The organism is Streptomyces pratensis, from assembly GCF_016804005.1.
Classification (GTDB): domain Bacteria; phylum Actinomycetota; class Actinomycetes; order Streptomycetales; family Streptomycetaceae; genus Streptomyces; species Streptomyces pratensis_A.
In genome coordinates, this window is sequence record NZ_CP051486.1 from 8,181,536 (window position 1) to 8,203,504 (window position 21,969).

Here is a 21,969-nt window from a genome sequence, read left to right on the forward strand (position 1 = left end):
GGGAACCGAACCCCGCGCGCCGCAGGACCGGCATCGCCACCGCCCGCACCCACGGAGGCACGCGTCCATGTCCGCAGCCCAGGAGATCCCCGCACCCGATCCCGTGCTCCGCCGGGACCGGCTCGACTACACCCCCACCACGCGCAGCGTCTCCCTGTGCCGCCACCGCGCCGCCAGGCTCGTCACCCGGTGGGGGTTCCCGGATCTGGCCGCCGACGCGGCACTGATGACGAGCGAGCTGGCGACGAACGCCCTGTTGCACGGATCGCTCCGGGGACGACTGTTCCGGGTGGAGTTCACGCTCACCGCGACCGTGCTCCGTATCGCGGTCAGTGATCCGCGCGGTGAACGGCTGCCCGTCCTGCGCCAGGCCGCGGACGACGAGTGCTACGGGCGGGGCCTCATGGTCGTCGCGCAGCTCGCGGACGACTGGGGGACCGAGCCGCGCGCCGTGGGCAAGACGGTGTTCGCCGAACTCGCTCTGCGGCCCCGGGCGGACATGCCGATGGGCCCGCGCAGCATTCGCGCGAGCCCATCCGACACACGTACTTCAGGGGCGACTAGGCCCAGGTGATGAGCCGCTTCGGCTGCTCCAGCACCGCCGCGACGTCCGCGAGCACCTTGGAGCCGAGCTCGCCGTCGACCAGTCTGTGGTCGAAGGAGAGCGCCAGCGTGGTCACCTGACGGGGCTTCACCTTGCCCTTGTGGACCCAGGGCTGCAGCTTGATCGTCCCGACCGCGAGGATCGCGGACTCACCCGGATTCAGGATCGGCGTACCCGTGTCGACGCCGAAGACGCCGACGTTGGTGATGGTCACCGTGCCGCCGGCCATGGCCGCCGGGGACGTCCTGCCCTCGCGTGCCGTGGACACCAGCTCGCCCAGCGCCTCGCCCAGCTGGGGCAGGGTCTTGTCGTGCGCGTCCTTGATGTTCGGCACGATCAGACCGCGCGGGGTGGCGGCGGCGATACCCAGGTTGACGTAGTGCTTCTGGACGATCTCCTGGTTGGCCTCGTCCCAGGCGGCGTTGATCCCCGGGTTGCGCCTGATCGCGACCAGGAGCGCCTTGGCGATGATCAGGAGCGGATTGACCCTGACCCCCGCCATGTCCTTGTCTTCCTTGAGCTCCGCCACGAGCTTCATCGTGCGCGTCACGTCGACGGTCACGAACTCGGTGACGTGCGGCGCGGTGAAGGCGCTGCCGACCATCGCCTGCGCGATGGCCTTGCGCACCCCCTTGACCGGGATGCGGGTCTCCCGGGCGCCCACCTGGGCCACCGGTGCCGGCGCGGGTGCGGGTGCGGAGGGAGCCTCCTCGGTCCGCGCGGCGGCCTCGGCGGGGGCCGGCGCGACTGCCGCGTGGATGTCCTCGCGGGTGATGACGCCACCCTCGCCGGTCGGGGTGACCGTGGCGAGGTCGATGCCGAGGTCCTTCGCCAGCTTGCGCACCGGCGGCTTGGCGAGCGGGCGGCTCTCCGCGGCCTTCGCACCGTGGCCGTTGATCTCGGCCTGGATCGCGGCGGCGGCGGGCCCCGGGATCACGGCGCCCTTGCGGGCACGGCGCTTGGTGGACGTCTCGGCGACGCCGTAGCCGACGAGCACCGGCTGCCGCCCCTTGGGCGCTTCCGGTTCGGCTTCCGGTGCGGGCTCCGCCACGGGCTGCCGGACGGCCTCCGGAGCGGCCGGGACGTCACCGCTGCCCGGCGCCACGTCCACCGCGATGATCACCTCGCCGACATCGACGGTCGTGCCTTCGGGGAAGCGCAGTTCGTGCACCACCCCGTCGAACGGGATCGGCAGCTCGACGGCGGCCTTGGCCGTCTCGACCTCGCACACCACCTGGCCGTCGGTGACGGTGTCACCGGGCTGGACGAACCACTTGAGGATTTCCGCCTCGGTCAGTCCCTCACCCACATCGGGCATCTTGAACTCGCGGAAACGAGCAGACGTTTCGGTCATCGTCGTCACGGCCCTCTCCTCAGTACGCCAGCGAGCGGTCGACGGCGTCGAGCACCCGGTCGAGACCCGGCAGGTACTCGTCCTCGAGCCTGGCCGGCGGGTAGGGGGCGTGGTAGCCGCCGACCCTCAGCACCGGTGCTTCGAGATGGTAGAAGCAGCGCTCGGTGATCCGGGCCGCGATCTCGGCCCCGGAGCCGTAGAACACCGGCGCCTCGTGGACCACCACGAGCCGGCCGGTCTTCTCGACCGAGGTCTGTACGGTGTCGAAGTCGATCGGGGACATCGACCGCAGGTCCAGGACCTCGATCGACTTCCCCTCCTCCTGCGCCGCGGCGGCCGCCTCCAGGCAGACCTTCACCATCGGGCCGTAGGCGGCGAGCGTGAGGTCGGAGCCCTCACGGGCCACGGCGGCCTTGTGGAGCGGGCCGGGGATGGACTCGGTGTCGAGCTCACCCTTGTCCCAGTAGCGCCGCTTGGGCTCGAAGAAGATGACCGGGTCGTCGCTCTGGACGGCCTGCTGCATCATCCAGTAGGCGTCGCTCGCGTTGGACGGCGAGACGACCTTCAGGCCCGCCACGTGCGCGAACAGCGCTTCGGGCGACTCGCTGTGGTGCTCGACGGCACCGATGCCGCCGCCGTACGGGATGCGGATGACGACCGGCATCTTGATCTTGCCGAGTGCGCGGGCGTGCATCTTGGCGAGCTGCGTGACGATCTGGTCGTACGCGGGGAAGACGAAGCCGTCGAACTGGATCTCGACGATCGGGCGGTAGCCGCGCAGGGCCAGACCGATCGCCGTACCGACGATGCCGGACTCCGCGAGCGGGGTGTCGATGACCCTGTCCTCGCCGAAGTCCTTCTGGAGGCCGTCCGTGATGCGGAAGACCCCGCCGAGCTTGCCGACGTCCTCTCCCATGATGAGGACCTTGGGGTCTGTTTCGAGAGCCTTGCGCAGCGACTCGTTGAGCGCCTTCGCGAGGGACATCTTCTCAGCAGCCATGGCTAGTTGCCCTCCTCGGCGAACGATGCCTGGTAGGCGGCGAACTGGGCGCGCTCCTCGTCGACGAGCGGACTGCCGTCGGCGTAGACGTGGTCGAAGATCGCCAGCCGGTCCGGGTCGGGCATGGCCCGCACCGCTTCACGCACCCGCTTGCCGAGGGCCTCGCTCTCCTCATCGAGGGCGGTGAAGTACGCCGCGTCGGCGAGGTCCTGCTTCTCCATGTAGGTACGCAGGCGCAGGATCGGGTCCTTGGCCTCCCAGGCCACCCGCTCCTCGTCCGCCCGGTACTTGGTCGGGTCGTCGGAGGTGGTGTGGGCGCCCATCCGGTAGGTGAACGCCTCGACGAGGGTGGGCCCCTCGCCCCGCCGCGCCCGCTCCAGCGCCGACCTGGTGACGGCCAGGCACGCGAGGACGTCGTTGCCGTCGACCCGGACACCGGGGAAGCCGAAGCCCTGCGCGCGCTGGTAGAGCGGCACGCGCGTCTGCTTCTCGGTCGGCTCGGAGATCGCCCACTGGTTGTTCTGGCAGAAGAACACGACGGGGGCGTTGTAGACGGCGGAGAAGGTGAACGCCTCCGCGACGTCGCCCTGGCTGGAGGCGCCGTCACCGAAGTACGCGATCACGGCCGAGTCCGCGCCGTCCTTGGCGACGCCCATGGCGTAGCCCGTGGCGTGCAGGGTCTGGGAGCCGATGACGATCGTGTAGAGGTGGAAGTTGTTGGTGTTCGGGTCCCAGCCGCCGTGGTTCACGCCGCGGAACATCCCGAGCAGGTTGGTCGGGTCGACCCCCCGGCACCAGGCGACGCCGTGCTCCCGGTAGGTCGGGAAGACGTAGTCGTCGTCGCGCAGCGCACGGCCGGAGCCGATCTGCGCGGCCTCCTGGCCCAGCAGCGAGGCCCACAGGCCCAGCTCGCCCTGGCGTTGCAGCGCGGTGGCCTCCGCGTCGAAGCGGCGGGTCAGGACCATGTCCCGGTAGAGACCGCGGAGCTCGTCCGCGCTCAGGTCGATCTCGAAGTCCGGGTGCTCGACGCGCTCGCCCTCGGGCGTCAGCAGCTGTACCAGCTGGGGGCCGGAACTCTCCGGTGTCTTCGCGGGCGTCTTCGCGGCGCTGGTCCGCTTGCTGCTGCGTCGCGGTTTGCGCGCGGCAGTGCTCTCCACGGTCACGTGCGTGCTCCTCCGTCGGTCCGGCCCCCGGGATGGCCGGGAACCAGTGCGGCTCGCCTGTGTCCGGACCCGTGCACGGGGTGGGTGCCGCTCGGCCGGGAACAGGCGTGACAGGTTGCCCCGGCGAGCGTCCTGTCATAAGCACGTTACCCAGTGCATCGCATAACTGCGAAACACCTTGTGACCTGCGTTTTTGCTTGGATTTCCAAGTAAATCGCGAAAACCGCGAACTCCCGCTGGTCACAGCTCTGGTAACAGCCCTGCAGGCGGCCGGAACAACGGCACGTTATCCCGGCGGGCAGTCCCAGGGAAGGGCAAAGGCCAGGGGAGTGTGTGAGACTGCGAATGTGCGCGAAGAAGGAAAAATCACCGTATTCCTGCTCGATGATCACGAAGTCGTCCGGCGTGGCGTCCATGAGCTGCTGACCGCCGAGGAGGACATCGAGGTCGTCGGCGAGGCAGGCACGGCGGCGGACGCGCTCGCACGGATCCCGGCGACCCGGCCCGACGTGGCGGTACTGGACGTGCGGCTGCCTGACGGCAGCGGGGTGGAGGTCTGCCGCGAGGTCCGCTCCCGGGACGAGACCATCAAATGCCTGATGCTCACTTCGTACGCCGATGACGAGGCCCTGTTCGACGCGATCATGGCGGGTGCCTCGGGATACGTCCTGAAGGCCATCCGGGGGAACGAGCTGCTCAGCGCCGTGCGCGACGTGGCGGCCGGGAAGTCCCTGCTCGACCCGGCGGCCACCGCACGCGTGCTGGAGCGGCTGCGCGAGGGCAAGGACGGCAAGGGCGACGACCGTCTCGCCGGGCTGACCGACCAGGAGCGCAGGATCCTCGACCTGATCGGTGAGGGACTGACGAACCGGGTGATCGGCGAACGGCTGCATCTCGCCGAGAAGACCATCAAGAACTACGTCTCCAGCCTGCTCTCCAAGCTGGGCATGGAGCGGCGCGCGCAGGCGGCGGCGTACGTGGCGCGGCTCCAGGCCGAGAAGCGCTGAGCCGCCGGGGCAGGGACTTAGGTCCCGGTCCGTCGGGGCGGCGGACCCTTACACGGCTCCTACCCGTCCCGGAGAGTGGGAGGCATGCTTTCTTCCCGCCCCTCGGACACCGGGACCGCGACAGGTGCCGGCTCCTTCGGCCCTGCCGGCTCAGGCGAGCCCTCGGGCTCCTCAGCGGCTGACAAGCTCCGCGCCATCGAGCTGCTGGGCAGCGTCCGCTACGGCCGGCTGGCCATGAGCATGCGAGCCCTGCCCTTCCTCGCGGTGGCCCGGCACATGGTGATCGAGGGCGGTGTCGTCCTGCGGATGCACAGGGGGCTCGGCTTCCACGAGTCCTGCGACGGAAGCGTCGTCGCCTACGGGGCGGACAACTTCGACGCATCCGCGTCCGGCGATGCGGACGACCTCTGGTCGGTGCAGTTCACCGGCCCCGTCCAGATCGTGCGACCGGCCTCCGACCAGCGTGAACGCTTCGGGGCGGGCCCGTCCGAGGTGAACGGCGAACACTTCGACCCCGTGTACCTGCGGCTCGACCCCCATCTCGCCCACATGCACACTCTGACCTTCGACGCAAGTCCGTAAGGCCGGACACGTAGCGTCACCTAACATGTGGCGAGTGCTGCGCTCATCTGTGACCCTTCCGCCCGTCCCTCCGATCGGCGAGGTCCTGCGCCGCTACCCGGACGCCGGTGAGCCCCTCGCCTGCGAACCTCTCAGCAAGGGGCTGCTCAACCACGGTTACCGCGTGTCCACCACCCGCGGCTCGTACTTCCTCAAGCACCACCTCGACAAGCACCACCTCGACGATGCCAGCGGCGATCACGCCACGATCGTCCGGCAGCACCGGGCGACCCAGCAGCTGCATTCCCTCGGCGTTCCGGTGGCACCTCCCCTCGCGGACACGCAGGGTGACACGGTCACGGTGATCGACGGGCAGCGCTACGCCCTCCACCGGTGGGTGGACGGCCTCCACCGGGACGGCGCCCAGCTGACGACCGCCCAGTCACGCCGGCTCGGGGCGCTCCTCGGAGCCGTGCACATGGGCCTGGAGCAGGTGATGGGGGCGGACCAGCCGCCTCCGGTGCGGGGGCAGAGTCCCGATCCCGCCGACACGTTCACGCTGATCGACGAGCTGCTGGCCGCCGCACGGCACCCGGGCCCACGGGACGCGTTCGACGAGCTCGCCGTGCACCGTCTCGTCGAACGCCGCGCCCTGCTGGAACAGCACGCACACCGCCGTCCGCCCACCCCCGAGGGTTCCGCCAGAGGGTGGGTGCACGGCGACTTCCACCCGCTGAATCTGCTCTACCGGGGCGCCGATCCCGTCGCGATCGTGGACTGGGACCGGCTCGGCGTGCAGCCGCGCGCGGAGGAGGCCGTACGGGCGGCTGCGATCTTCTTCGTCCGCCCCGACGGGGAACTGGCGCTGGAGAAGGTGCGGGCGTACGCCCGCGCCTACCGGCGTTCGGCGGGTGCCGGGGCGGCCGAGCTGGCGGCCGCGGTGCACCGGGTGTGGTGGGAACGCCTCAACGACTTCTGGATACTGAGCTGGCGCTACCGCCTGAACGACCGCAGGGCCGACCCGCAGTTCCCTGCGGTGTCGGCCCTGGCGGTGTGGTGGACGCGCGAGTACGAGGCGGTCGGTGAGGCCTTCACGGGGTGAGGCCTCCGGCACCCGATGCCTTCACGGGGTGAGAGCCTCACCTGAGACCTTCACGGGGTGAGAGCCTCCGGCACCGGTCCCTGCTCAGGGCGTGGTGCCCGTGCCCGTACCCGTGGTCGTACCCGCGGCGGCGCCCGCCGAGGTTCCCGCCGGCGTACCGGCGCTGCTGCCCTCGGTCGTCGCGCCGCTGCCCTCGGTCGTGCCTTCGCTGGTGCCCTCGGTGCCACCGTCGTCACCGGCGCCGCCGTCGTCACCCGTGCCGCCGTCGTCACCCGTGCCGCCGTCGTCACCGGTGCCACCGTCCGTCGTCCCCGGGTCGGGCGTCGTGGGCGTGTCCGTGGGGTCCTTCGTCGGCGTGTCGGTCGGATCGTACGACGGCTCACTGCTATGCCAGTTGTTACCGCCCGTGGAGGTGTTCGGCTCCTCCGTCTCCTCCTCCGTCTCCTCGTCCGTCGGTTCCGCCGAGGACGGGGTCGGGGAGGGGGTGACCGACGGGGAGGGCGTGGTCGGGGTCTTCTTGCTGCCTCCGTCGTCGTTCGCCGCCTGGACGGCGAACGCGACACCCGCGCCGATGGCGATCAGCGCGAGCAGGACGAACAGCCACATCTTGCCGCGGCCGCCGCCGTTGCCGTGACCTCCGGCGTACGCACCGTCGTCGGGGTTCATGGGCGGCAGGATCGGCCCTTGCGAGGTGTCCCCGTGCATCGGGTGTCCCATGGCGGCCGTGCCGCCGATGGGCATCGCCGCCGTGTGGCCGCCGTCGTGGGTGTTGACCGGGCCGGTGTTCCACGTACCCGTGTGCCCGCCCTGCACCTGCAGCATCTGCAGGCTGTACTGGACGAGGCCGCGCATCTCCTCGGCGCTCTGGAACCGGTCGTCCGGGTCCTTCGCCAGGGAGCGCATGACGAGCCCGTCCAGCTCCGGCGGGACGTCGCCCGCGACGTGGGACGGCGGGACCGGAATGTCCTGGACGTGCTGGTAGACGACGGAGAGCGGGGTCTCACCCGTGAACGGGGGCCGCAGGGCGAGCAGTTCGTAGAGCAGGCAGCCGGTGGCGTACAGGTCGGAGCGGTGGTCGACCGCCTTGCCGAGCGCCTGTTCGGGGGAGAGGTACTGGGGCGTGCCCATGACCATGCCGGTCTGGGTCATCGTCGACTGGGCCCCGTGCAGCGCGCGGGCGATGCCGAAGTCCATCACCTTGACCGCGCCGGAGTGCGTGATGATCACGTTCGCCGGCTTGATGTCACGGTGCACGATGCCGTGCTGGTGGGAGTACGCCAGGGCTTCCAGGACCCCCGAGACGATGATCAGCGCCTGCTCCGGCGGTGGCGCCTCGGCCTCGAGCAGCAGGTCACGGATGGTGTTGCCCTCGACGAGCTCCATGACGATGTAGGGCACGGTCGACCCGCCCACGACGTCCTCGCCGGAGTCGTACACGGCGACGATCGCATGGTGGTTGAGACCCGCGACCGACTGCGCCTCACGCGTGAAGCGGGCCTTGGAGACGGGATCCTCGGCAAGGTCGGAACGGAGCAGCTTCACCGCCACCGTGCGTCCCAGACGGACGTCCTCCGCGGCGTAGACCTCGGCCATGCCGCCGCGGCCGAGCCGGTGGGTCATGCGGTAACGGCCGTCTCCGACCACACCGCCGACACCCCAGGAGTCGGTGCCATCCGAAACTCCGCCGCCGTTTGCTTCGGATTCGGGTGCCATCAGTCCTCGCCGTCGTATCTGTCCGCGCGTCCGCGGGTTCTCACGGTGCTTTGGTGCATTGCCACGTCACGCTACAGCCTCTGCCCGGCACGCCGGTTTTCAGAGTGACGGGCCATCCAATCGGCTAGCGCGCCGTCCGCGCAAATTCGATGCGCTTCCTGTAACGCTTCCGAGACGCTTCTTGTGCGTAGGGTCACGGAACGGGCACCCGGCTTGACGTGTCGTACCCCTCGGGCAGACTTGGCGCGTAATAGGGATGATCGCGTCCGTCGGGCGCCGAGGGGGATGCAAGTCATGAGCCACGACGGCGCACACGGCGCACAGGGGCGCTACGCGGGCGGTTCCGTGGCCGGCGGCCGCTACCAGCTGCGCGACCTGCTCGGTGAGGGCGGCATGGCATCCGTCTACCTCGCCTACGACTCCGCGCTGGACCGACAGGTCGCGATCAAGACGCTGCACACGGAGCTCGGGCGCGAACAGTCCTTCCGCGAGCGGTTCCGGCGCGAGGCACAGGCCGTCGCCAAACTGCAGCACACCAACATCGTCTCGGTGTTCGACACGGGCGAGGACGAGCTCGGCGGCGCGCTGATGCCGTACATCGTCATGGAGTACGTCGAGGGGCAGCCGCTCGGCTCCGTGCTCCAGTCGGACATCCGGCAGTACGGCGCGATGCCGGCCGACAAGGCACTCAAGGTGACGTCCGATGTGCTCGCCGCCCTGGAGAACAGCCACGAGATGGGCCTGGTCCACCGCGACATTAAGCCCGGCAACGTGATGATGACCAAGCGCGGCGTCGTCAAGGTGATGGACTTCGGCATCGCCCGGGCAATGCAGTCGGGCGTCACCTCGATGACCCAGACCGGCATGGTCGTGGGCACTCCGCAGTACCTCTCCCCCGAGCAGGCGCTCGGCCGTGGCGTCGACGCGCGCTCCGACCTGTACTCGGTCGGCATCATGCTCTTCCAGCTGCTCACGGGACGCATCCCGTTCGACGCTGACTCGCCGCTCGCCATCGCGTACGCGCATGTGCAGGAGGAGCCGGTCGCCCCTTCGAGCATCAACCGGTCGGTCACCCCCGCGATGGACGCCCTCGTCGCCCGCGCGCTGAAAAAGAACCCGAACGAGCGCTTCCCCAGCGCAGCGGCGATGCAGGACGAGATCGCGCGCGTGCTGAGCGCGAGCGGCCCTGCGGGCGCGCCGGTCATCATCGGCGGCGGCACCCCGGCGAACAGCGGCTCGGGTGTCGGCTCGGCGGTCTTCCCACCCGTCGACCAGGCCACTCCGGCACCGCAGGGCGTGCAGACGCCGTACCAGCCGCACCAGCAGCACCAGCCGGGCCCCTACGGCGCTCCGACGCCGGCGCCCACCCCGGGCTACGGCTACCCGCAGGCGGCCCAGCCGTACGGGACCCCGGCGCACCTGGGGCAGCAGACCGGGCCCCAGTACACGATGTCCCCGCACCCGACGGCGGGCTCCGGCGGCAGCGGTCGTCCCGCCAGGCGGAACATGCCGGTCGTCGTGGGCTCGATCGTCGTCGCCCTGATCGCGGTCGGCGGCCTGATCGCCTTCCTGAACATGGAGGACGACCCGGAGAACGGCAAGGGCGGCGACCCGAGTTCCAGCGAGTCCAGCGTCGCGGGCGAGCACAAGCCCCCGGAGCGGAACCGGACCATGGACGAGGAGGACTGCACCGACGCAACGGAGGACACGGACGACCCGGCGAAGGTCCAGGCACCGAACTTCGTCTACAAGGACATCATCTCCGCGAAGTCCTGTGCGGGCGCGGCCGGCTGGACGGTCAAGGTCATCGAGGTCGAGGGCAACACCTACGCCGAGGACCAGGTCATCGACCAGTTCCCGACCTCGGGCACGGCCATCCCGGAGCAGGGCGCCCACTTCGAACTGCGCATCGCGACGGGCGACCCCGCCTGACCGGTGGGGACGCACGTCCCTGTCTGACCCGCGGGGATATACGCATCTGTGTAACCCGCGGGGATGTGTGTACCTGTCTGACCGGCGGGGATGTGCGTACCTCTCTGACCTGCGGGGACATGCGTACCTCTCTGACCTGTGGGGACGGGACCCGCCTGGCCGGCAGGACGGGAGAAGCCGCCTGACCGGCGGCCCTTCGACCGTCACCGGCATCCTTCCGCCGGTTCCTGACCCGTGCGCGGTCGAGCAGCCGCATCCCGGATGCCTTCGGGATGCCGGAGGCATCAGGTCATGTGACGCTGATCTCATGCCTCCAGGACTCCCGGCTTCACGGTCGTCACGGTGCGTCGTCTGTCTGGTGATGGCGGTCAGCGTGGCCATCGGGCCCACGGCCTGGGCGTACGAGGAGGACGGAGCCGCCGCGTCCGCACGACCGGGGCACCCGGCGTCGGCGAAGGCCTCGCACGCTCCTTCGCCTGCCGCCAGCCCTTCCGCCGAGGAGTCGTCCATGGCCGGGCGGCAGGCCGGTGAGGGGCGGGCACGGCCAGGACGGCCGCTCTCCCCCGAAGAGGCAGCGGACTCCGAGGCCGCGGCGGACGAGATGCCGCCGGATCCCGATCCCGTCGAGGTACCCGCCTTCACACCACCGCCCGAAGCGTTCCCGGAGCCCGGCGAGGCATCGCGGCAGCGGCATGGACTGGACGACCCCGCCTCGCACCAGGTGCGGGACGTGTCCTTGGGCAGCGGAATCGCACTGGTCGGGCTGGGACTGGCGTTTCTGGCGATTCGTATGCGCCGCGTGAACTAGCGGCCCGAGCGGGAGGTTCTGACCGGGAGTGCCTGACCGGCAGGCCTCTCCAGTGGCCTTGCACTCAGCAGCATACTGGGTATACATACTCAGTATGTCTATCCGTCACGGGCTGCTGGCCCTCCTCGAGCGGGGGCCACGGTACGGCTCCCAGCTCCGCACCGAGTTCGAGTCCCGCACGGGCTCCACGTGGCCGCTGAACGTCGGGCAGGTCTATACGACGCTCAGCCGTCTGGAGCGCGACGGCATGGTCGACCAGGACGGTGAGGACGATGCGGGGCACGCGCTCTACTCGATCACCGAGGACGGACGCACCGAGCTGAGGAGTTGGTTCGAGACCCCGGTCGACCGCAGCAACCCGCCCCGCGACGAGCTCGCGATCAAACTCGCGATGGCGGTGGGCGCCCCCGGTGTCGACATCCGTGCGGTCATCCAGTCCCAGCGGAGCCACACCCTGAAGGCCATGCAGGACTACACCCGGCTGAAGGCCCAGGCACTCGCCGACGAACCCGCAGACCGCGACGAGGTCGCATGGCTGCTCGTCGTGGAGCAGCTGATCTTCCAGGCCGAGGCGGAGGCGCGCTGGCTGGACCACTGCGAGTCCCGCCTCGTGCGTCTCGCCACGGCAGCCGCCACGGAACCGTCGACCGGCTCCGCCTCGGGCACGGCCAAGCGCCCGGGAGCCGCCCGCACGGCGGGCACCCGGCCCCGTATCCGGCGCTGACGCCCGGTCTGGCCGCCGGCGTCCGGATCCGGTGCCGCGAGCCGCCCTCCCGCTTCCGGCTCCGCGAGCCGCCCTCCCGCTTCCGGCTCCGCGAGCCGCCCTCCCGCTTCCGGCTCCGCGAGCCGCCCTCCGGCTTCCGGCTTCCGGTCTCCGGCTTCCGACCTGCGCACGTCGCGTATCGCCTCCCGTTCGTCGTGGCGCGCCCGGCGTTTCTCTCGCTCGCCTTTCCGTCATTCCCAGGGGGAACAACCACCCATGTCCTCGTCCGCCTCGTCCCCGCCCGCAGGCCGGCCCGGAGACGTTCCTGTCCTCGAACTGCGTGGGCTCACGCGTACCCACGGCTCCGGCATCGCCGAGGTGCACGCCCTGCGCGGCGTCAGCCTCTCCGTGCACGCCGGAGAGCTCGTCGCCGTGATGGGGCCCTCCGGGTCCGGCAAGTCCACCCTCCTGACCCTGGCCGGCGGCCTCGACACCGCGACCGGCGGCCAGGTCGTCATCGAGGGCCAGGACATCTCCGCACTCGGCCGCAAGGCCGTCGCCGCCCTGCGCCGCCGCAGCGTCGGTTATGTGTTCCAGGACTACAACCTGATCCCGGCGCTGACCGCCGCGGAGAACATCGCCCTCCCGCGTGAGCTGGACGGCGTCGCCGTACGCAAGGCCCGCAAGGAGGCCCTTGCCGCACTGGAGGAGATGCGCCTCTCCGGGATCGCCGACCGCTTCCCTGACGAGATGTCCGGAGGCCAGCAACAGCGCGTCGCCATCGCCCGTGCCCTCGTGGGCGACCGCCGCCTCGTGCTCGCCGACGAGCCGACCGGCGCGCTCGACTCCGAGACCGGAGAGGCCGTCCTCGCCCTGCTGCGCAAACGCTGCGACCAGGGCGCCGCAGGCGTCATGGTCACCCACGAGCCCCGGTACGCGGCCTGGGCCGACCGGGTCGTCTTCCTCAGGGACGGGTCCGTCGTCGACCAGACGCTGTCGTCCGGCGCGGACTCGCTGCTGGCCGCGGAGGGTTCCAGGTGAGCGTCCTGACAGGGTGGAGAGCTGCCGTCCGGATCGCCCGGCGGGACGCCCTGCGAGCCAAGGGCCGCAGTGCGCTCGTCGTCGCGATGATCGCTCTGCCGGTCCTCGGTGTGACGGGGGCCGACATCACGTACCGCAGCTACACGCCCACCACCGCCGAGACGCTGACGGCCGGCATGGGGTCGGCGGACGCCGTGTTCAGGTCGGCCGGCATCGGGGCCGTCCCCGTCGAGCAGACGCCCGACAACACGCTGTGGGGCACTCCGCCGGACGGGCCCGCGTCGCCAGGGGACTCCGCACCGGAACCGGTCGACATGAGGGCCGTCCTCCCGAAGGGTGCGCGTTACCTCACCGAGCAGCCCGTGCCCGCCGAGGTCACCACCCGGCACGGCGTCGCGAACACCGAGATCGTCGAGCTGCGCACCTCTGATCCGGCGGTCCGCGGCAAGGTCGGCCTGGTCAAGGGCTCCCATCCGGCGGCCGGGAACGAGGTCGTCGCCACGGAACGCTTCCTGGAGTCGACCGGCCTGCGCATCGGATCGCGCACCACGGTCCGGGGCCCCGGACTGACGTACACGATCACCGGCAGTGTCGAGCTGCCCGCCGATCTCGGCAGGAAAGCCCTGTACGCCGTTCCTGGCACGGTGATCGCTCCCTGGAAGGCGGCGGCCGGGCGTGACAAGACGATCGCGCCGCCCAACGCCGACGACCTGACATGGCTGGTCGAGGGCCCGGCCGGAGTCGGCATCCGGTGGGCGGACGTCCTCGCGGCCAACCGGCAGGGCGTCCTGGTGCTGTCGCGCCAGGTCGCTCTGGACCCGCCACCGAATTCCGAAGTGCCCTACCTGACGCACGGCGGCACGACCTACAGCGGCGGCTCGGAGGAGCTCAGCACCGCCCTGGTGACGGTCGTCGCGATGGCGGTCCTGGAGATCGTCCTGCTGGCCGGCCCCGCGTTCGCCGTCGGCGCGCGGCGCTCGCGCAGGCAGCTCGGCCTCGTCGGAGCCAACGGCGGCGACCGGAGTCAGGTGAGGGCTGTGGTCCTGGCAGGCGGAGCCGTGCTCGGCTCGGTGGGCGCCGTGGCCGGTGCGGCGGCCGGCCTGGGGCTCACCGTCCTGTTCCGTCCGCTGATCGAGGGCTGGACCGGGAGCCGCTTCGGCGCGTTGGAGATCCGCCCCTGGGAACTGCTGGCCGTCGCCGCGATCGGCCTGGTCACCGGCATCTTCTCGGCCCTGGCCCCGGCGATCGTGGCCGGGCGTCAGTCCGTGCTGGAATCGCTCACCGGCCGCCGCGGGACACGGCGGAACTCCCGCGTCCTTCCCCTCGCGGGCTGCGTGGCCCTGGCTGCCGGAGTGGCCGTCGCCGTCTTCGGCGGCACCACGGGCGATACGAGTCTGGTCGCCGGAGGCTCGGTCGTCGCCGAGCTGGGCGTACTGGCCTGCATCCCGGTCGTCGTCGGCTCCCTCGGCCGCCTCGGCGCCAGGCTGCCGCTCTCTCCTCGTATGGCGCTGCGCGACGCGTCTCGCAACCGTGGCCGTACGGCGCCGGCGGTCGCCGCCGTGATGGCCGCGGTCGCGGGCACCGTGGCCGTCGCGACGTACACGAGCAGCGTGATGGCGGAGCACGCGTACGACCACATGCCCGCGCTCACTCCCGGCACCGCCGCGCTCGTGGCCGCCGATCCGTCGTTCGTCGACCAGCTGCCCAGGGCAAGGGCCGCAGCGGAACAGAATCTGGCGACGAGCGGCGGACGCGCCGACATCGGAAGGGTCTGGGCAGGCTCCGACTGCGGCGTCTACTACGAGGAGGAGAACGGCTGCGGCACGCTCACCCTGGTCAAGCCCACCGGCAAGGGCCACAACTGCCCGCTGCAGGGCAAGGGCGCCAGGAAGCTCGCCGAAGGGCTCTCCGCCGAAGCGCACAAAGAGCTGATGCGGACCCCCGCGTGCACCGACCAGTACGTCACTGCGGCGGCCCTCCACATGAGCGAGAGCAACATCGTGGTCGGCGACGCCGCGTTGCTCGCGACATACGTGAAGCTGGACGACCCCGCTGCCACCGAGGCACTGGCAGCGGGCACCCCCGTGCTGCTCAACCCGGCGTATGCGAAGAACGGGCACGTCACCCTGAAGGCCGTGCACACGTACAACCCGCGCGACAAGGAGAACCGGAAGCTGCACCCGGGCGAGGCCAGGACGACGACGGACCGGCTGAAGGTGTACGTCGCCCCCGCGAAGTACGCGGCCACTCCCGGCATCCGCATGATCCTGCCGCGAAGCGCCGTCGAAGAGCTGGGCCTGCACACGGAGGACTACGGCAGCGTCTTCCCCGTCGCGCACACACCGACGGACGCCGAGCAGCAGGCGGTGTCGGCGGCGATCACGCAGGCCGGGGACGGGGTCCACCTGCAGACGGAGAACGGGCCCGAATCCCGTGACGAGGACCTGATCCTGCTGGTCCTCGCCCTGTTCGCGGGCGTGGTCACCCTGGGCGCCGCCGCCATCACCACCGGTCTCGCCAAGGCCGACGCGGAGGCCGATCTCACCACGCTGGGCGCGGTGGGCGCACCGCCTGGCGTGCGGCGCTCGCTCTCCGGGTTCCAGTGCGTGGTGGTGGCCCTCACGGGCGTGCTGCTGGGCGCAGTGGCGGGCATCGTGCCCGCGGTGGCACTGCGTCTGGTGGACCTGCGGGAGGCGATGGCTTCCATGCGGAAGGAGCCCATGGACTCCGCGTACACGCCCATCGTGATGCCGTGGGAGACCATCGGGCTGCTGGCCCTGGTCGTGCCGGTGCTGGCAGGGCTGCTGGCCGCGGCGTTCGCCGGATCGCGGTCGGCCCTGGCCCGGCGGGCGGGGTGACCGCCTGCCGCTGAGCGGAGGTGCCGGCATCGCGGGCCCCGGCCCTGGTGTCCGCGCCTTCCGGTGCCTTCGGTGCACGGTGGTGCGCCCGGAGAAGGGTGATCATCCCTTTCCGGGGGCACCACCATGTGGTGAGGCCCGGGTGGGAGACAATGGCGTCATGGAGATGCCGAGGAATGAACGGTCGCAGGAGCACCCCCAAGTCCTCGTGGTGGGGCAGGACGGAATGGCTATCGGCGGCGGTGGCGGTGACGACGATTCGCGTGAGGTCCCGGTGACGGAGATGGTCGAACAGCCCGCGAAGGTCATGCGCATCGGCAGCATGATCAAGCAGCTTCTGGAGGAAGTCAGGGCGGCACCTCTGGACGAGGCGAGCCGGGTCAGGCTCAAGGAGATCCACGCAAGCTCGGTGAAGGAGCTCGAGGACGGCCTGGCGCCGGAGCTCGTGGAGGAGCTGGAACGGCTCTCCCTGCCGTTCACCGAGGAGTCCGTCCCCTCCGAAGCCGAGCTGCGGATCGCGCAGGCCCAGCTGGTCGGCTGGCTGGAAGGTCTCTTCCACGGCATTCAGACGGCGCTGTTCGCCCAGCAGATGGCTGCCCGTGCGCAGCTGGAGTCGATGCGCCGCGCGCTTCCTCCGGGCGTCGGCCATGAGGACGAGGAAGGCGGAGCCGATCCGCACGGACCTGCGCGCTCCGGCCCGTACCTGTAACCCTCAGCCCACCGAGCGCTGTACGCCCGGGGCCCGGCACACGCGATGTGTGCCGGGCCCCGGCGTTCAAGAGGGCCGTGCGCGGGCCCCTGCCCACAAGGGGTGCGCGGGCCCGGTGTTCACGAGGGGTCGTGCGAGGGGTCCTGCCCATAAGGGCGAGCGGGGCTGAGTGTTCAAGAGGTCGTGCGCGGGCCCCAACCCGCAAAGCGTGCGCGGGGCCGGTGCTCACGAGGGGTCGTGCGAGGGGTCCTGCCCATAAGGGCGAGCAGGGCCCGGCGTCCACGACGGGTGTATGCGGGGCCCTGTGTGCAACAGGTTCGCGCACAGCATGGCGTTCACAACGAGCGCGTGCAGGACCTGGTGTGCACAACAGGCATGCGAAGGGCCCGGCGTTCACGACGAGCGCGTGCAGCCCACGGGCCGTTGTTCGCCCGTGGTGACGAACATGGCCGGGCCCTCGACGTGGTCACGAGCACCCTGCGCTCGCGCCGTCGCTCACGCAGGGCCTTCGCGTCAGGCCTGTGGCGCGGCCAGCAGAATCTTGCCGACATGACTGCTGGACTCCATCAGCCGGTGGGCCTCCGCCGCATCCGCCATCGGCATCGTTCGGTCCACGACCGGCCGGACGACGCCGTCGGTGAACAGCGGCCACACGTGCTCGCGTACCGCCGCGATGATCGCGGCCTTCTCCGCCAGCGGCCGTGCGCGCAGCGACGTGGCCGTGACGGCCGCCCGCTTGCTCAGCAGGGCGCCCAGGTTCAGCTCGCCCTTGGCGCCGCCCTGGAGTCCGATGATGGCGAGGCGACCGTTCACAGCAAGTGCCCGGACGTTCCGGTCCAAGTACTTCGCCCCGACGATGTCGAGGATCACGTCCGCTCCCGCCCCATCGGTCGCCTTGCGCAGCTCCTCGACGAAGTCCTGCTCGCGGTAGTCGATGAGGATGTCGGCGCCGAGCTCCTGACAGCGCGCCAGCTTCTCGGGACCTCCGGCAGTCACCGCGACGCGTGCGCCGATGGCCTTTGCGAGCTGGATCGCCATCGTGCCGATCCCGCTGGAACCGCCGTGGACCAGAAGAGTCTCACCGGGGCGCAGGTGGGCCACCATGAAGACGTTGGACCAGACCGTCGCCGCCACCTCGGGCAGTGCCGCGGCTTCGGCCAGGTCGACACCGTCGGGCACGGGCAGCAGCTGGCCGGCAGGCACGGCCACCCTCTCCGCGTACCCGCCTCCCGCGAGCAGTCCGCACACCTCGTCGCCGACCGCCCACCCGGTCACGCCCGGGCCGAGCGCCGCGATGCGGCCCGCGCACTCCAGGCCTGGGTAAGGAGAGGCGCCGGGCGGGGGGTTGTAGAAGCCCTGCCGCTGCAGGACGTCGGCCCGGTTGACCGCGCTGGACACGACCTCGACCAGGACTTCGCCCTCGCCTGGTACGGGATCGGGGACCTCGGCCCATACGAGCGCTTCGGGGCCGCCGGGTTCGGGGATCGTGATCGCATACATGGCCGCGAGGCTACTCCGTGGGACGGCGCCGACGGGGGTGGACCTGCCTGCGTCGTGTCCAGCCGCTGTTACCGAGGACGGTTTTCAGGGGCGCTGATTGGGCTGCTACGGATGGTTCATCGGCGAAGTGTGAAGCGGCGAGGCACGCACGATCGTGATCACCCGGTCCGTCAGCTGCAGAGGACTGGCCGCCGGATCGTCGTAACCGAGCAGCCGGTGGCCACGCAGAACACTGACCACCAGGTCGTCGGTCTCCCGGACGTTCTTGCCCACCTCGGCCTTTATCACCGGTCGCTCGACGAGATCGAGGCCGCTGCCCTGCTGGATGAGATCCTCCATCACCGTGCCCGCGCTGGGACTGAGGACCGAGAGACCGAGCAGACGGCCCGCCGCGCTCGCACTGGTGATCACGGCGTCCGCGCCGGACTGTCGCAACAGTGGCGCGTTCTCCTCCTCACGCACGGCGGCGACGATCTTCGCGCCCCGGTTGAGCTGACGTGCGGTCAGGGTGACCAGCACGGCAGTGTCGTCGCGCTGGGTGGCGATGATGATCTGGCGGGCCTTCTGGACCTCTGCCCGCAACAGCACGTCGCTGCGCGTCGCATCACCCAACACGCCCACGAACCCTTCGGCGTTGGCTGCCTCGATCACTTTGCCGGCCGGATCGACGATGACGATCTGGTCCTTCTTGAGCCCGGTGGCACAAAGGGTCTGGATCGCCGAGCGGCCCTTCGTGCCGAAGCCGACGACCACAGTGTGTTCACGCAAGTTGCTTCTCCAACGGTTCAGCCGGAAATCCTCCCGGGTCCGCTCCGTCAGGACCTCGAGGGTGGTGCCGACCAGGATGATCAGGAAGAGCACGCGCAACGGCGTCACCAGTACCACGTTGACCAGGCGAGCCGGGTCGCTGTACGGAACGATGTCGCCGTAGCCGGTGGTCGACAGTGTCACCGTGGCGTAGTAGACGGCGTCGAGGAAGTCGACCTTGCTGTCGGCGTTGTCGTGGTAGCCGTCCCGGTCTGCCCAGACGATGAAGACCGTGGTGGCCAGCACCGTGAGAGCCATCGCCAGCCGCTTGGCGACCTGTCGCAGCGGCCTGTCGACCACTCGCCGGGGCAGGAGCACCCGGGTCGGTACGACGTTCTCGTCTGCGCGCCTGGCCATCGCATCGTGGCCGGGAAGTTTCACGTGAAACACCCTTCCGTCCACGGCGATGCCGAGGCCCACGGTAGATCGAGGATCTCCACCTCGGTGCCGGACCGTACCCCGCCGGGCGGCACCACGGCCAGCCCGTCCGCACCAGCGATCCCACGGAGCATGGCGGGGCCGTTGTAATGGAGGGGGACGACGCTGTCGTCGCGATGGACGACGGGGATCAGCCGGGTGTCATGCGGGTGGCCGTGTACCTCTTCATGGACAGACGCACGGTAGGGCTCCTGGGCAGGTCTGCCGGCGATTCCCCTGACCAGCGGCTCGGCCAGCGTCAGCAGTCCGGAGACCGCCGCAAGCGGATTGCCGGGCAGGCCCACCAGGCAGGGGCCGCCCTCGGCGAGTCGCGCCAGAAGCATGGGGTGGCCCGGACGTACGGCCACCCCGTCGATCAGGAGATCGGCCCCGATCTCGGCCAGGACCGGGTGGACATGGTCCACCGGGCCGGCGGCGGTCCCACCCGTGGTGAGAATCAGATCCGCATCGGAGGAGACGAGTGCGCGGCGGAGAGCCCCGGCATCATCGCCGAGCCGCCTGGGCTCGGCGACTTCCGCACCGAGTGCGCGGAGCCAGGGAGCGAGCATGGGGCCGAGCGCATCCCGGATCAGCCCTTCTCGCGGAAGCCCCGTCGTGAGGAGCTCGTCCCCGAGGACGAAGACGTCCACGCGAGGCCGCGGTACGACGACGAGGGCGTCGTACCCCGCGGCAGCCGCCAGCCCCAGCACGGGCGGGGTCACCACTGTCCCCACGGGCAGAAGCTCGTCGCCGGACCGGCATTCCTGGCCCCGGGGCCGGATGTCCTGGCCGGGTACGACCTCGCGGGTCGCGTGCAGCAGCCCCTTAGTCTCGTCGCAGTGGGCGTGCTCGCTGCGGATCACAGCGGTGGCGTCCGCCGGCAGGCGGGCGCCTGTGGCGATCCTCAAGGCTTGCCCGTCGGGCAGCGGCTCTGTTGCACCGCGCCCCGCCAGCAGCCCTTCCCCCTCCCGGGCGCTCCAGGGTCCCGGCCCAGCGACGACCCAGCCGTCCATGGCCGAGGTGTCGAACGACGGCAGATCGGTGAGCGCGACAACGGCTTCGGCCAGGACATGCCCGAGAGCCCGGTCCAGGGGCAGTCGGTGAGCGGCCAGGGGGGCGGAACGGCCGAGTCGCTCGGCCAGGGCTCGCGCCCCGGCCCAGGCGGTGGCGGAGGCGCGGTGGCCGCGCGAGGAAGGTGCCGAACCGTGGGAAGGCGAGTTCCCTCGACGGCTGGTCGGGCCCGATGCCGAGGCACCTGGGGCCGACGCCACTGCGGCCGGGGCGTCCGGCGTCAGGGCGTCCGGCGTCGGGATGTCCGGCGTCGGGATGTCCGGCGTCGGGATGTCCGGCGTCGCAGCACCTGAAGCCGCAGCACCTGAGGTCAAGGAGGCCGAGGTCGGAGGGCCTGGGGGAGGGCTGGTGCTGGTGTGCCTGCCCGGCCGTGGCGTCGCCGACAGGGATGCGTGCGTCGTGGTCGCGCCGGACCGGTCCGGCGAGGCGTGGGCGGCCTGCGGCTGACGCCCGACGAGTGCCAGTGCCTGCTCGACAGCCCGCTCCTCCTCGGCCCGCTTCTCCTGGGCCGCCCGCGCGTCGTCCCCTTGTGCGGTCATGGCGTGCCGGGCCCGCTGCCCGCCTCCGTTTCCTCCGCCCACCGGAGCGCGAGGGCGGTGGCCTTGCGGGAGGCTTCGGCCACCGCTGCGGCCGCGTCCTCCGGGCTCTTGCCGCTGCTCGCCATCGCCGCCGCGTATCCCACCAGGAAGGTGGTCAGCGGCGCGGCGGGCCGGGCGACACCGTGCGCGGCGTCACGGGCGAGGTCGAGCAGGACGCCGGTATCGACGTCGAGTTCGATGCCCAGTTCGTTCTTGACTGCGGTGATCCATTCGTCCAGCACGGTCCCATGCTCCCTGATCCGCGCCCTGGCGGCAGCAATGTCTTCCCAGGTGTCGCAGTCGAACGAGGCCAGAGGACCGGCCTGGACCCTGACCAGATCCAGCTCTGCGGTCAGCAACCGCAGTGGGAGACCTGCGAGGCTGCCGTGTTCGGTGGCGAGAAGGGCGAGTTCCCGGCGCAGTGGCTCGGCCCGGTAGACCGCGACCAATGGCTGGTCCCGGCCGTCGGGATCGGTGCACAGGGCCCCCTCGCGGGCCCCGGGCGCCGCCGCCGACAGCAACGAACGGACGGTCGACTCCCCCAGGAACGGCAGATCCGCCGAGAGTACGAGAACGCACTCCGCCTCGGTGTGCCGCACACCGGCACCGAGCGCGGCCAACGGTCCGCCTCCCTCGGGCACTTCACGTGTCCAGGTGACCGGACGCACCGTGGGCCTGCGTCCGCCGACCACCACGGTGGACCCGGCGTCGGCACAGACTGCGAGTACCCGGTCGAGCAGCGCACGGCCGCCTACACGGAGCCCTGGCTTGTCGGCTCCCCCCAGGCGCTTCGCAGCCCCCCCGGCCAGAACGATGGCGTCATAGGCGGTCATGCTCCCGAGTATGCGGGCCGCGCGTCCATGGCGGCCCCCCGGGGAGTGAACTAGCAACGCGGGAAGCCCCGGAACGGAGCTGGCGGAAGCCCAGGTGCGGGATTCGCGGGGAGCCCAGAGGCCGACCCCGAAGGAAAGCCCGGGGACCGGACACGCGGGAAGCTCAGAGGCCGGCCTCTGCGGAAGCCCGGGGGACCGAACCCGCGGG

The 21,969-nt window shown here is 70.9% G+C and carries 18 protein-coding genes; 10 read left to right on the top strand and 8 right to left on the bottom strand.

Translation table 11 applies throughout. The features are described 5' to 3' along the window. Positions 1-67: 67 nt before the first annotated feature. Entirely contained in the window at positions 68-574 is a 507-nt protein-coding gene (locus HED23_RS34460; protein WP_203187220.1) for an ATP-binding protein, read from the top strand. On the opposite strand, the gene HED23_RS34465 is transcribed toward HED23_RS34460, so the two are convergent. Genes HED23_RS34465 through pdhA form a run of 3 tightly spaced genes read right to left on the bottom strand, consistent with a single transcriptional unit; the run spans position 561 to position 4,121 of the window. Continuing rightward, the gene (locus tag HED23_RS34465; protein ID WP_203187221.1) at positions 561-1,967 is read right to left on the bottom strand and encodes a dihydrolipoamide acetyltransferase family protein; all 1,407 of its coding nucleotides are present in this window, start codon (positions 1,965-1,967) and stop codon (positions 561-563) included. The two genes, HED23_RS34460 and HED23_RS34465, sit on opposite strands and share 14 nt — an antisense overlap. 10 nt (positions 1,968-1,977) lie before the next feature. Then, a complete protein-coding gene (locus HED23_RS34470; protein WP_203187222.1) occupies positions 1,978-2,958 on the bottom strand; it encodes an alpha-ketoacid dehydrogenase subunit beta in 981 nt (326 codons plus the stop codon). A gap of 2 nt (positions 2,959-2,960) precedes the next feature. Beyond that, a complete protein-coding gene (pdhA, locus tag HED23_RS34475; protein ID WP_203187223.1) occupies positions 2,961-4,121 on the bottom strand; it encodes a pyruvate dehydrogenase (acetyl-transferring) E1 component subunit alpha in 1,161 nt (386 codons plus the stop codon). A gap of 347 nt (positions 4,122-4,468) precedes the next feature. Between pdhA and HED23_RS34480 the strand changes: the two genes are divergently transcribed. From HED23_RS34480 to HED23_RS34490, 3 genes are all read left to right on the top strand, one after another. After that, on the top strand, positions 4,469-5,128 hold the full coding sequence (locus HED23_RS34480) for a response regulator (RefSeq protein ID WP_203187224.1): 660 nt from the start codon (positions 4,469-4,471) through the stop codon (positions 5,126-5,128). Positions 5,129-5,212: 84 nt separating this feature from the next. Further along, complete coding sequence (locus tag HED23_RS34485) at positions 5,213-5,710, top strand: pyridoxamine 5'-phosphate oxidase family protein (protein WP_203187225.1); 498 nt, start codon at positions 5,213-5,215, stop codon at positions 5,708-5,710. 25 nt (positions 5,711-5,735) lie between these two features. Further along, positions 5,736-6,791, top strand: a complete 1,056-nt coding sequence (locus tag HED23_RS34490) for a phosphotransferase (protein ID WP_203187226.1) — start codon at positions 5,736-5,738, stop codon at positions 6,789-6,791. An 84-nt stretch (positions 6,792-6,875) separates the two neighbouring features. On the opposite strand, the gene HED23_RS34495 is transcribed toward HED23_RS34490, so the two are convergent. Continuing rightward, a complete protein-coding gene (locus HED23_RS34495) occupies positions 6,876-8,504 on the bottom strand; it encodes a protein kinase domain-containing protein (protein ID WP_203187227.1) in 1,629 nt (542 codons plus the stop codon). Positions 8,505-8,798: 294 nt separating this feature from the next. On the opposite strand from HED23_RS34495, the gene HED23_RS34500 reads away from it, so the two are divergent. From HED23_RS34500 to HED23_RS34525, 6 genes are all read left to right on the top strand, one after another. After that, positions 8,799-10,436, top strand: coding sequence for a protein kinase domain-containing protein (locus tag HED23_RS34500; protein ID WP_203187228.1), 1,638 nt, complete (start codon positions 8,799-8,801; stop codon positions 10,434-10,436). A 307-nt stretch (positions 10,437-10,743) separates the two neighbouring features. Continuing rightward, complete coding sequence (locus tag HED23_RS35620) at positions 10,744-11,244, top strand: hypothetical protein (RefSeq protein ID WP_238442222.1); 501 nt, start codon at positions 10,744-10,746, stop codon at positions 11,242-11,244. 94 nt (positions 11,245-11,338) lie between these two features. Beyond that, the gene (locus HED23_RS34510; protein WP_203187229.1) at positions 11,339-11,968 is read left to right on the top strand and encodes a PadR family transcriptional regulator; all 630 of its coding nucleotides are present in this window, start codon (positions 11,339-11,341) and stop codon (positions 11,966-11,968) included. 255 nt (positions 11,969-12,223) lie between these two features. Next, positions 12,224-12,988, top strand: coding sequence for an ABC transporter ATP-binding protein (locus HED23_RS34515; protein ID WP_203187230.1), 765 nt, complete (start codon positions 12,224-12,226; stop codon positions 12,986-12,988). After that, positions 12,985-15,846 carry an FtsX-like permease family protein gene (locus HED23_RS34520; RefSeq protein ID WP_203187231.1) on the top strand — a complete coding sequence of 954 codons (2,862 nt, stop codon included), beginning with the start codon at positions 12,985-12,987 and terminating at the stop codon, positions 15,844-15,846. The genes HED23_RS34515 and HED23_RS34520 overlap by 4 nt, the downstream gene beginning before the upstream one ends. Before the next feature lie 160 nt (positions 15,847-16,006). After that, positions 16,007-16,555, top strand: coding sequence for a bacterial proteasome activator family protein (locus tag HED23_RS34525; RefSeq protein ID WP_203187232.1), 549 nt, complete (start codon positions 16,007-16,009; stop codon positions 16,553-16,555). A gap of 513 nt (positions 16,556-17,068) precedes the next feature. Here HED23_RS34525 and HED23_RS34530 read toward each other — a convergent pair. From HED23_RS34530 to HED23_RS34545, 4 genes are all read right to left on the bottom strand, one after another. Beyond that, positions 17,069-18,055 (bottom strand): NAD(P)H-quinone oxidoreductase, encoded by a 987-nt coding sequence (locus HED23_RS34530; RefSeq protein ID WP_203187233.1) that lies wholly within the window; start codon positions 18,053-18,055, stop codon positions 17,069-17,071. A 105-nt stretch (positions 18,056-18,160) separates the two neighbouring features. Next, positions 18,161-19,282 carry a potassium channel family protein gene (locus tag HED23_RS34535; protein ID WP_238442223.1) on the bottom strand — a complete coding sequence of 374 codons (1,122 nt, stop codon included), beginning with the start codon at positions 19,280-19,282 and terminating at the stop codon, positions 18,161-18,163. Then, complete coding sequence (locus tag HED23_RS34540; protein ID WP_238442224.1) at positions 19,240-20,889, bottom strand: molybdopterin molybdotransferase MoeA; 1,650 nt, start codon at positions 20,887-20,889, stop codon at positions 19,240-19,242. Before HED23_RS34540 ends, HED23_RS34535 begins: the two co-directional genes overlap by 43 nt. Continuing rightward, positions 20,886-21,761 carry an NTP transferase domain-containing protein gene (locus HED23_RS34545; RefSeq protein WP_203187235.1) on the bottom strand — a complete coding sequence of 292 codons (876 nt, stop codon included), beginning with the start codon at positions 21,759-21,761 and terminating at the stop codon, positions 20,886-20,888. Before HED23_RS34545 ends, HED23_RS34540 begins: the two co-directional genes overlap by 4 nt. Positions 21,762-21,969: the final 208 nt, after the last annotated feature.

Excerpts from the sequence above, each read along its gene's own strand:
- HED23_RS34525 (WP_203187232.1), top strand. The coding sequence starts at position 16,007 with ATGGAGATGCCGAGGAATGAACGGTCGCAGGAGCACCCCCAAGTCCTC.
- HED23_RS34485 (WP_203187225.1), top strand. The coding sequence starts at position 5,213 with ATGCTTTCTTCCCGCCCCTCGGACACCGGGACCGCGACAGGTGCCGGC.
- HED23_RS34540 (WP_238442224.1), bottom strand. The coding sequence starts at position 20,889 with ATGACCGCACAAGGGGACGACGCGCGGGCGGCCCAGGAGAAGCGGGCC.
- HED23_RS34545 (WP_203187235.1), bottom strand. The coding sequence starts at position 21,761 with ATGACCGCCTATGACGCCATCGTTCTGGCCGGGGGGGCTGCGAAGCGC.
- HED23_RS34515 (WP_203187230.1), top strand. The coding sequence starts at position 12,224 with ATGTCCTCGTCCGCCTCGTCCCCGCCCGCAGGCCGGCCCGGAGACGTT.
- HED23_RS34460 (WP_203187220.1), top strand. The coding sequence starts at position 68 with ATGTCCGCAGCCCAGGAGATCCCCGCACCCGATCCCGTGCTCCGCCGG.
- HED23_RS34490 (WP_203187226.1), top strand. The coding sequence starts at position 5,736 with ATGTGGCGAGTGCTGCGCTCATCTGTGACCCTTCCGCCCGTCCCTCCG.
- HED23_RS34510 (WP_203187229.1), top strand. The coding sequence starts at position 11,339 with ATGTCTATCCGTCACGGGCTGCTGGCCCTCCTCGAGCGGGGGCCACGG.
- HED23_RS35620 (WP_238442222.1), top strand. The coding sequence starts at position 10,744 with ATGCCTCCAGGACTCCCGGCTTCACGGTCGTCACGGTGCGTCGTCTGT.
- HED23_RS34500 (WP_203187228.1), top strand. The coding sequence starts at position 8,799 with ATGAGCCACGACGGCGCACACGGCGCACAGGGGCGCTACGCGGGCGGT.
- HED23_RS34495 (WP_203187227.1), bottom strand. The coding sequence starts at position 8,504 with ATGGCACCCGAATCCGAAGCAAACGGCGGCGGAGTTTCGGATGGCACC.
- HED23_RS34470 (WP_203187222.1), bottom strand. The coding sequence starts at position 2,958 with ATGGCTGCTGAGAAGATGTCCCTCGCGAAGGCGCTCAACGAGTCGCTG.
- HED23_RS34530 (WP_203187233.1), bottom strand. The coding sequence starts at position 18,055 with ATGTATGCGATCACGATCCCCGAACCCGGCGGCCCCGAAGCGCTCGTA.